Source organism: Streptomyces sp. NPDC005648 (genome assembly GCF_040605395.1).
Classification (GTDB): domain Bacteria; phylum Actinomycetota; class Actinomycetes; order Streptomycetales; family Streptomycetaceae; genus Streptomyces.
Map to the genome: position 1 here is coordinate 1 of NZ_JBEXCS010000185.1, position 6,344 is coordinate 6,344.

Below are 6,344 nucleotides of genomic sequence, written 5' to 3' on the forward strand. Positions count from 1 at the left end.
AAGGCCACCGGCAAACCCATCGACGTCCGCGTCGCCCACCACTTCACCGTCCGCGGCGGACTCATCGTCCGCTTCGAACAATTCGTCGACACCGCGCTCGTACGCGACGCCATGACCGCATAGACCAAGCCCCACCACCCACAGAGCAGGAGAGCCCCGTGTCCGCTGCCGACAACAAGGCGCTCGTCATCGCCTTCTACAAGCAGGCCTTCAACGCCTACGAGCCGGAGCAGGCCGCAGCCGCCCACCTCGGCGAGACCTACACCCAGCACAACCCCGAGGCCCAGGACAGCCCCGAAGCCTTCATCGGCTATGTCCACTGGCTGCACGGCCAGTTCCCCGACCTCCGCCTGGACATCAAGCGCGCCGTCGCCGAAGGGGACCTGGTCGTCACCCACAGCAACCTGCACCTCAAGCCCGGCGACCGCGGCATGGCCATCGCCGACTTCTGGCGGATCGCCGACGGCAAGATCGTCGAGCACTGGGACGTCATCCAGGAAGTCCCCGAGAAGAGCGCCAACGACAACACCATGTTCTGACAGCCGCCCACCGAGGAGGACGCGATGGCCGACACGAGAACCGCCCCCGGCGATACCGGTCCCGACACCACGCCCGAGGCGAGCAGCTGGTACGCGCTGTACGAGTTCGCGCTGGTGACGGTGTTGCTGTTCGGCGTCGTCAGCGCGGTCCGGTTGTTCGTCGTGCCCTCCTCGGCGCTGGCCGTGAGCGGCATCCATCTCGCGCTGGCAGCTGTCGGCGCGGTGGTGGGGGTGCTCGCGTTCCTGCTCATCCGCAGTGCGTGGGGGCGGCGTTCCGGTGCGCACATGAACCCGGCCGTCTCGGTCGGGCTGTGGCTGATGGGTGCCTTCCCCGGGCGGTGCGTCCTGCCGTACGTCGTCGGGCAGGCGGCGGGTTCGCTGGCGGGCACGGGGCTGGCCGCGCTGGTGTGGGGTGCGCCCGCGAGCGACCCTCCCGCCGATTACGCCGTGATCCAGCCGGCTCCGGGGTGGGGCACGACGTCCGTCGTCGTCACGGAGGTCGGCTGTCTGCTCCTGCTCACCCTTGTGATCGGCTTCTTCCTGGCCAATCCGACGTACAACGCCTGGCTGCCCGGCGTACTGGCGGTGCTGACCGCCGCGATCGTCGCGGTCCTCGGCCCGCGCAGCGGGGGTTCGACCAACCCGGCCCGGCAGTTCGGGCCCGCGTTGCTCTCGGGCAACCACCACTACCTGGTCTTGTACCTGTTGGCACCGGTCGTGGGGGCGGTCCTCGGCGCGGCGGCCCACCGCGAGCTGGTCCGCCGCACCCGACTGCGCCGGCCGCGGACCTACCGGCTGTGTCCCTTGGCCGCGGAGGCGGCCGAGGCCTTGTGAATCGCCGTGTACCCGACCATCCGCGCGTCCGGTGAGCCGGGAAGCCACCAGTACGGCAAGGTGGTCTCCAAGGGGAAGATCCTCGACACCGTGTGGAACTACGGCTTCCAGGGGGAGTCAGGAGTGGTGGAGACGTATATCTACAGCCTGCGCCGCAAGCTGGACGACGCCGACCACTGTCTGATCCGCACGGTGCGAGGCGCCGGGTACCTGATGTACGCGGGGTAGGCCGCGACGGGTGAGCGTCCACCACACCGCCACCGGGCTCACGGCGAGTGAGACGCGTGCCGCCCATCGCTGTCGCGCGTGGGCGGCGTCGGTCCGTGGCCGAGGCGGCCTCCGGTCTCGTACCGATACCTCGCGTGCGCCCGTGGTCCGCTCCGCCTTCCGGTCATCGCCCCTCGGCGGCCGGAGAACTGCGGGGCTACCAGGCGACGGGCAACTCGTAGATGCCGTAGGCCTGGGAGTCCTCCTTGAACTTCAGTTCCGACAGGTCGGCCGCGAGGCGCAGGGTCGGGATCCGGCGGAACAACGTGCTGAAGACGACGTGGAGTTCGATGCGGGCCAGCTGCTGGCCGATGCACTGGTGCGGGCCCCAGCTGAAGGCCATGTGGTGGGCGGCCCTGCGGGCGAGGTCGAGCTTCGCCGGCTCGGGGAACGCCTCCGGGTCCCAGTTGGCCGCGGGCAGCGAGGCGATGACGCCCTCGCCCGCGCGGATGACCTCGCCGTCGATCTCGATGTCCTCGACGACCGCCCGGCGGGCGAGCAGATGCGGGATGGTCAGGTAGCGCAGCAGTTCCTCGACCGCGTTCGCCACGTACTTCGGGTCGCCGCTGTGCTCTCGCAGCGCCGCGAGCTGGTCGGGATTCTCCAGCAGCAGGGCGGTGCCCAGGGTGATCATGTTGGCGCTGGTGTCATGGCCGGCGACCAGGAGGATGTGCCCGAGCGGAGCGGCCTCCTCCATGGAGAGGTCGCCCGCCCGCACGCGCTCGGCGAGGTCGGTGAGGACGTCCTCGCCGGGGTCGTCCATCTTCTTCTCGATGAGCCCGGAGATGTACGCGCGCAGCACCCGCGCGGTCTCGGCGGCCTCCTCCGGTGACTTGAACCGCGCGTTGGTGACGCCCGCGTGCTCCTGGAAGAACTCGTGGTCGTCGTACGGCACTCCGAGCAGCGCGCAGATCATCAGTGACGGCAGCGGCAGGGACAGCGCCTCGTTCAGCTCGGTCGGGTTCGGGCCCGCGAGCATCCTGTCGATGAGGTCGTCGGTGATCTGCTGGATCTCCGGGCGCAGCTTCTCCATCCGGTGCCGGGTGAAGGAACTGGTCAGCATGCGGCGCCAGCGCTGGTGCTCGGGGCCGTCGGTGTTGTTGATCGACGGCTGCATCTGGGAGGCGTGCGCCTTCATGCCCTCGGTCGTGTGGGGGTAGCCTGGCGCGCCGATGTTCGCGCTCAGCCGCGGGTCGGCCAGCAGCCGGCGGGTCGCGGCGTGCGAGGTGGCCAGCCACGGCGTGGTGCCGTCCCAGGTCTCGACCCGCCGCACCGACTTGCCGCTGTCGTGCAGCGCGACCAGCGCGGGCGGCGGCGCGAAGGGGCACTGCGCCGCCCTGGGCGACGGGTAATGGGGAATCTCCTCCGCCGCATGGGCACCGGTCGGGTTCTCGGCCATGTCCGCACTCCTCTTGCTCGGCTTCATCGCCGGACGGGGAGGAGCGGTACGCCGGTCATGCACCGGCGGTGACCGCCCGCGTCCCACGCTGCCCCCGCCCGACGACGGCTGCGGCAGCACCATGCCGGAAGACCGGGCGCGGTCCCGTGCGGCGGCGCTGCGGTGTGTACATCCGGAACCTTACGTCGACCGGTCGGTACAATCAATCGCTCCGAGCATTGATCGGGGCAGGACGCTGCTCTACGCTCTGCTCAATATTCGATCGATCGGTCGAACTAACAAACTCGGGCTCACGCGGGCGGAGCCGCCCCCTGTGCACCGTGGAGGGCAGATGAGCAAGACGACTGAGACGACGGCCGCGGCACCCGGAGGCCGGGCCGACACCTCCGAACTGCTGGACGTCGTGGTCATCGGCGCGGGTGTCACCGGCATCTACCAGCTGTACCGGGCTCGCGAGGCGGGCTTCTCGGTGAAACTGCTGGAGGCCGGCACCGGTGTCGGCGGCGTGTGGTACTGGAACCGCTACCCGGAGGCGCGCTTCGACTCCGAGAGCTACTCCTACGGCTACCTGTTCTCCAAGGAGCTGTGGGAGGAGTGGGAGTGGTCGGAGCAGTACGCCGGCCAGCCGGAGATCGAGCGCTACTTCAACCACGTCGTCGACCGGTTCGACCTGCGCCGCGACATCGTCTTCGGCGCCCGCGTCACCTCGGCCGGGTACGACGAGGACTCCGGCACCTGGACCGTGTCGGCCTCGGACGGTACGACGGTGCGCGCCCGCTTCGTCGTCGCGACCACGGGCAATCTCTCGGTGCCGTTCATCCCGAACATCCCCGGCCGCGAGGACTTCCGGGGCGACCAGCACCACACCAGCCGCTGGCCCAAGACGCCCATCGACTTCACCGGCAAGCGCGTGGCCCTCATCGGCACCGGCTCCAGCGGGGTGCAGGTGGTGCCCGCCATCGCCGACGAGGTGGCGGACCTGACCGTCTACCAGATGAAGGCGGACTGGGTGACGCCGCTGCACAACAGGCCGATCACCCCCGAGGAGCAGGCGAGCCTCAAGGCGGACTACGAGCGGATCCGCGACAGCCTGAGCAGCTCCCCGAGCGGCTTCCTGCACGAGATCAACATGCAGGCCGGCGCCGAGGTCAGCCCCGAGGAGCGCCAGGAGTTCTACGAGAAGATGTGGAACAGCCCGGGCTTCACCAAGCTCACCGAGCACTACCGCGACATGACGTACGACCCGACGGTGAACGGCGAGTGGTGCGCGTTCATGGCCGGGAAGATCCGTGACATCGTCAAGGACCCCGAGACGGCGGAGAAGCTGGTCCCCAAGGACGGCGGCTACGGCGCCCGGCGCCCCCCGTTCGGCACCGGCTACTACGAGGCGTACAACAAGCCCACCGTCTCCCTGGTGTCGCTGCCCGAGGAGCCCATCGTCCGTATCACCGAGTCCGGGATCGAGACGAGCAAGGGCCTGCGCGAGTTCGACATCATCATCTGGGGCACGGGCTACGACTTCGGCACGGGCGCGCTCAACCGGCTCGGTGTACGGGGTCGCAAGGGGCTGGCGCTGGAGGAGTACTGGGCCGAGGGCCCGCGCACCTACCTCGGGGTCGCCACCGCCGGGTTCCCGAACTTCTTCTTCCCCGGCGGTCCGCACGGCGCGCTCGGCAACAACCCCCGGTACGCCGGCGACCAGGTCGACCTCACCCATGACGCGCTGGTGTACGCGCGTGACCACGGCTTCGACGTGATCGAGGCCAAGGCCTCCGCGGAGGCGGAGTGGACCGACCTGATGAACAACAGCGACAACCTGTCGATCTTCCAGAAGGCCAGCTACTTCTACGGGTCCAACATCCCGGGCAAGGCCGTCAGCCAGCTGCTCAACCCCACCGGCCGCTGGAAGCTCCAGGAACTGATCCGGGAGGTCGAGGCGAACGGCTTCGACACCTTCGAGCTCTCCAAGGCGGGCGTCCCGGCCGACGCGTGAGGCCACCAATTTTAGACTTACTGGTCTATTCAAGCCGGGAAAAAGTTGCCGAGGTCACCACGGTTTGGCCGAGCATTTAATTGACCATTCGGTACACACTCCATAGCATGACCGAAACAGTCGACAGGGACGTCGGCAGAGGAGGCGTTTTTCATGACGAAGCGTTGGAAGCAGCGGCCGCCGGGCTCGACGTGGGGCGACTGGGGCGACGACGACGAACTGGGCCGCATCAACCTGCTGACTCAGGAGAAGGTCCTCCAGGGCGTCCGCGAGGTCGAGCACGGGGTCACCTTCAGCCTGAGCCTGCCGCTCGACTACCCCGGCGGCTCGGCCATGAACCAGCGGCGCTACCCGCCGATCCTCCGGCCGACCGAGGACCTCGCGCACCAGCAGGACGTGTTCTACAACATCGTCGCCAGCGAGCACTTCGGCCCGGACCTGATCGACGTGTGGTCCGACGACGTGGTCACCCTCTGGCTGCAGTACTCCACCCAGTGGGACGCCCTCGCCCACCAGGGAGCGGTGTTCGACGCCGACGCCGACGGCGTCGACGAGCCGGTCTACTACAACGGCTACCGGCCCGGCAGCGACCTGGTCGGCCCCAAGGAGGACGCCAAGGGCGACGGCAGCGGCAGCCTCTCCTTCGCCCGCCATCTCGGTCTGGAGCACATGGCGGAGCACGGTGTGCAGGGCCGCGGGGTCCTGATCGACATCGCGCACCACCTGGGCACCGGCTACCAGCCGGTCAACTACAAGCAGCTCCGGGAGATCATGGCGGCGGACAACGTCGTGGTCGAGCCCGGCGACATGGTGCTGCTGCACACCGGTTTCGCGACGCAGATCCTCGCCTGGGGGAAGAACCCCGACCCGGTCGCGATCCACCAGACCGCCGCCTACCTCGACGCCGACGACCCGGACCTGCTGCAGTGGATCACCGACTCGCAGCTCTCGGCGCTGATCTCCGACAACTACGCGGTCGAGGGCGTGGGCGTCACCCAGGCGCAGGGCCCGCACACCCTGCTGCCCATCCACCACCTCTGCCTGTTCAAGCTGGGTGTCCCCCTCGGCGAGCTGTGGTACCTGCACGATCTCGCCGCCTGGCTGCGTGAGCACGAGCGCAGCCGCTTCCTGCTCACCGCTCCCCCGCTCAACCTGCCGGGGACACAGGGCAGCCCGCTGACACCGGTCGCGACGGTCTGACGGGCCGACGGCCCGGCCCGTCCCCCGGCCAGACCGGTCCGACCGCCTTGACGCCGACGGTGCCGACCACGTCCAGGGTCAAGGCGCCGCCCGCCGTGAGCCCGACCTTGCC

The 6,344-nt window shown here is 69.1% G+C and carries 6 protein-coding genes and 1 pseudogene; 6 read left to right on the forward strand and 1 reads right to left on the reverse strand.

Annotation, left to right across the window (positions count from 1 at the left end):
- From ABZT17_RS44795 to ABZT17_RS44810, 4 genes and pseudogenes are all read left to right on the forward strand, one after another.
- Positions 1-123 (forward strand): annotated as a pseudogene (locus ABZT17_RS44795) (DUF4440 domain-containing protein); the annotation flags it as partial.
- A 35-nt stretch (positions 124-158) separates the two neighbouring features.
- On the forward strand, positions 159-539 hold the full coding sequence (locus ABZT17_RS44800; protein ID WP_356357944.1) for a nuclear transport factor 2 family protein: 381 nt from the start codon (positions 159-161) through the stop codon (positions 537-539).
- A gap of 24 nt (positions 540-563) precedes the next feature.
- The gene (locus ABZT17_RS44805) at positions 564-1,373 is read left to right on the forward strand and encodes an aquaporin (protein WP_356357945.1); all 810 of its coding nucleotides are present in this window, start codon (positions 564-566) and stop codon (positions 1,371-1,373) included.
- 6 nt (positions 1,374-1,379) lie between these two features.
- On the forward strand, positions 1,380-1,601 hold the full coding sequence (locus ABZT17_RS44810) for a helix-turn-helix domain-containing protein (protein ID WP_356357946.1): 222 nt from the start codon (positions 1,380-1,382) through the stop codon (positions 1,599-1,601).
- 196 nt (positions 1,602-1,797) lie between these two features.
- On the opposite strand, the gene ABZT17_RS44815 is transcribed toward ABZT17_RS44810, so the two are convergent.
- On the reverse strand, positions 1,798-3,039 hold the full coding sequence (locus tag ABZT17_RS44815; protein WP_356357947.1) for a cytochrome P450: 1,242 nt from the start codon (positions 3,037-3,039) through the stop codon (positions 1,798-1,800).
- Positions 3,040-3,370: 331 nt separating this feature from the next.
- Between ABZT17_RS44815 and ABZT17_RS44820 the strand changes: the two genes are divergently transcribed.
- Positions 3,371-5,032, forward strand: a complete 1,662-nt coding sequence (locus tag ABZT17_RS44820; protein ID WP_356357948.1) for an NAD(P)/FAD-dependent oxidoreductase — start codon at positions 3,371-3,373, stop codon at positions 5,030-5,032.
- A 153-nt stretch (positions 5,033-5,185) separates the two neighbouring features.
- A complete protein-coding gene (locus tag ABZT17_RS44825) occupies positions 5,186-6,232 on the forward strand; it encodes a cyclase family protein (RefSeq protein ID WP_356357949.1) in 1,047 nt (348 codons plus the stop codon).
- Positions 6,233-6,344: the final 112 nt, after the last annotated feature.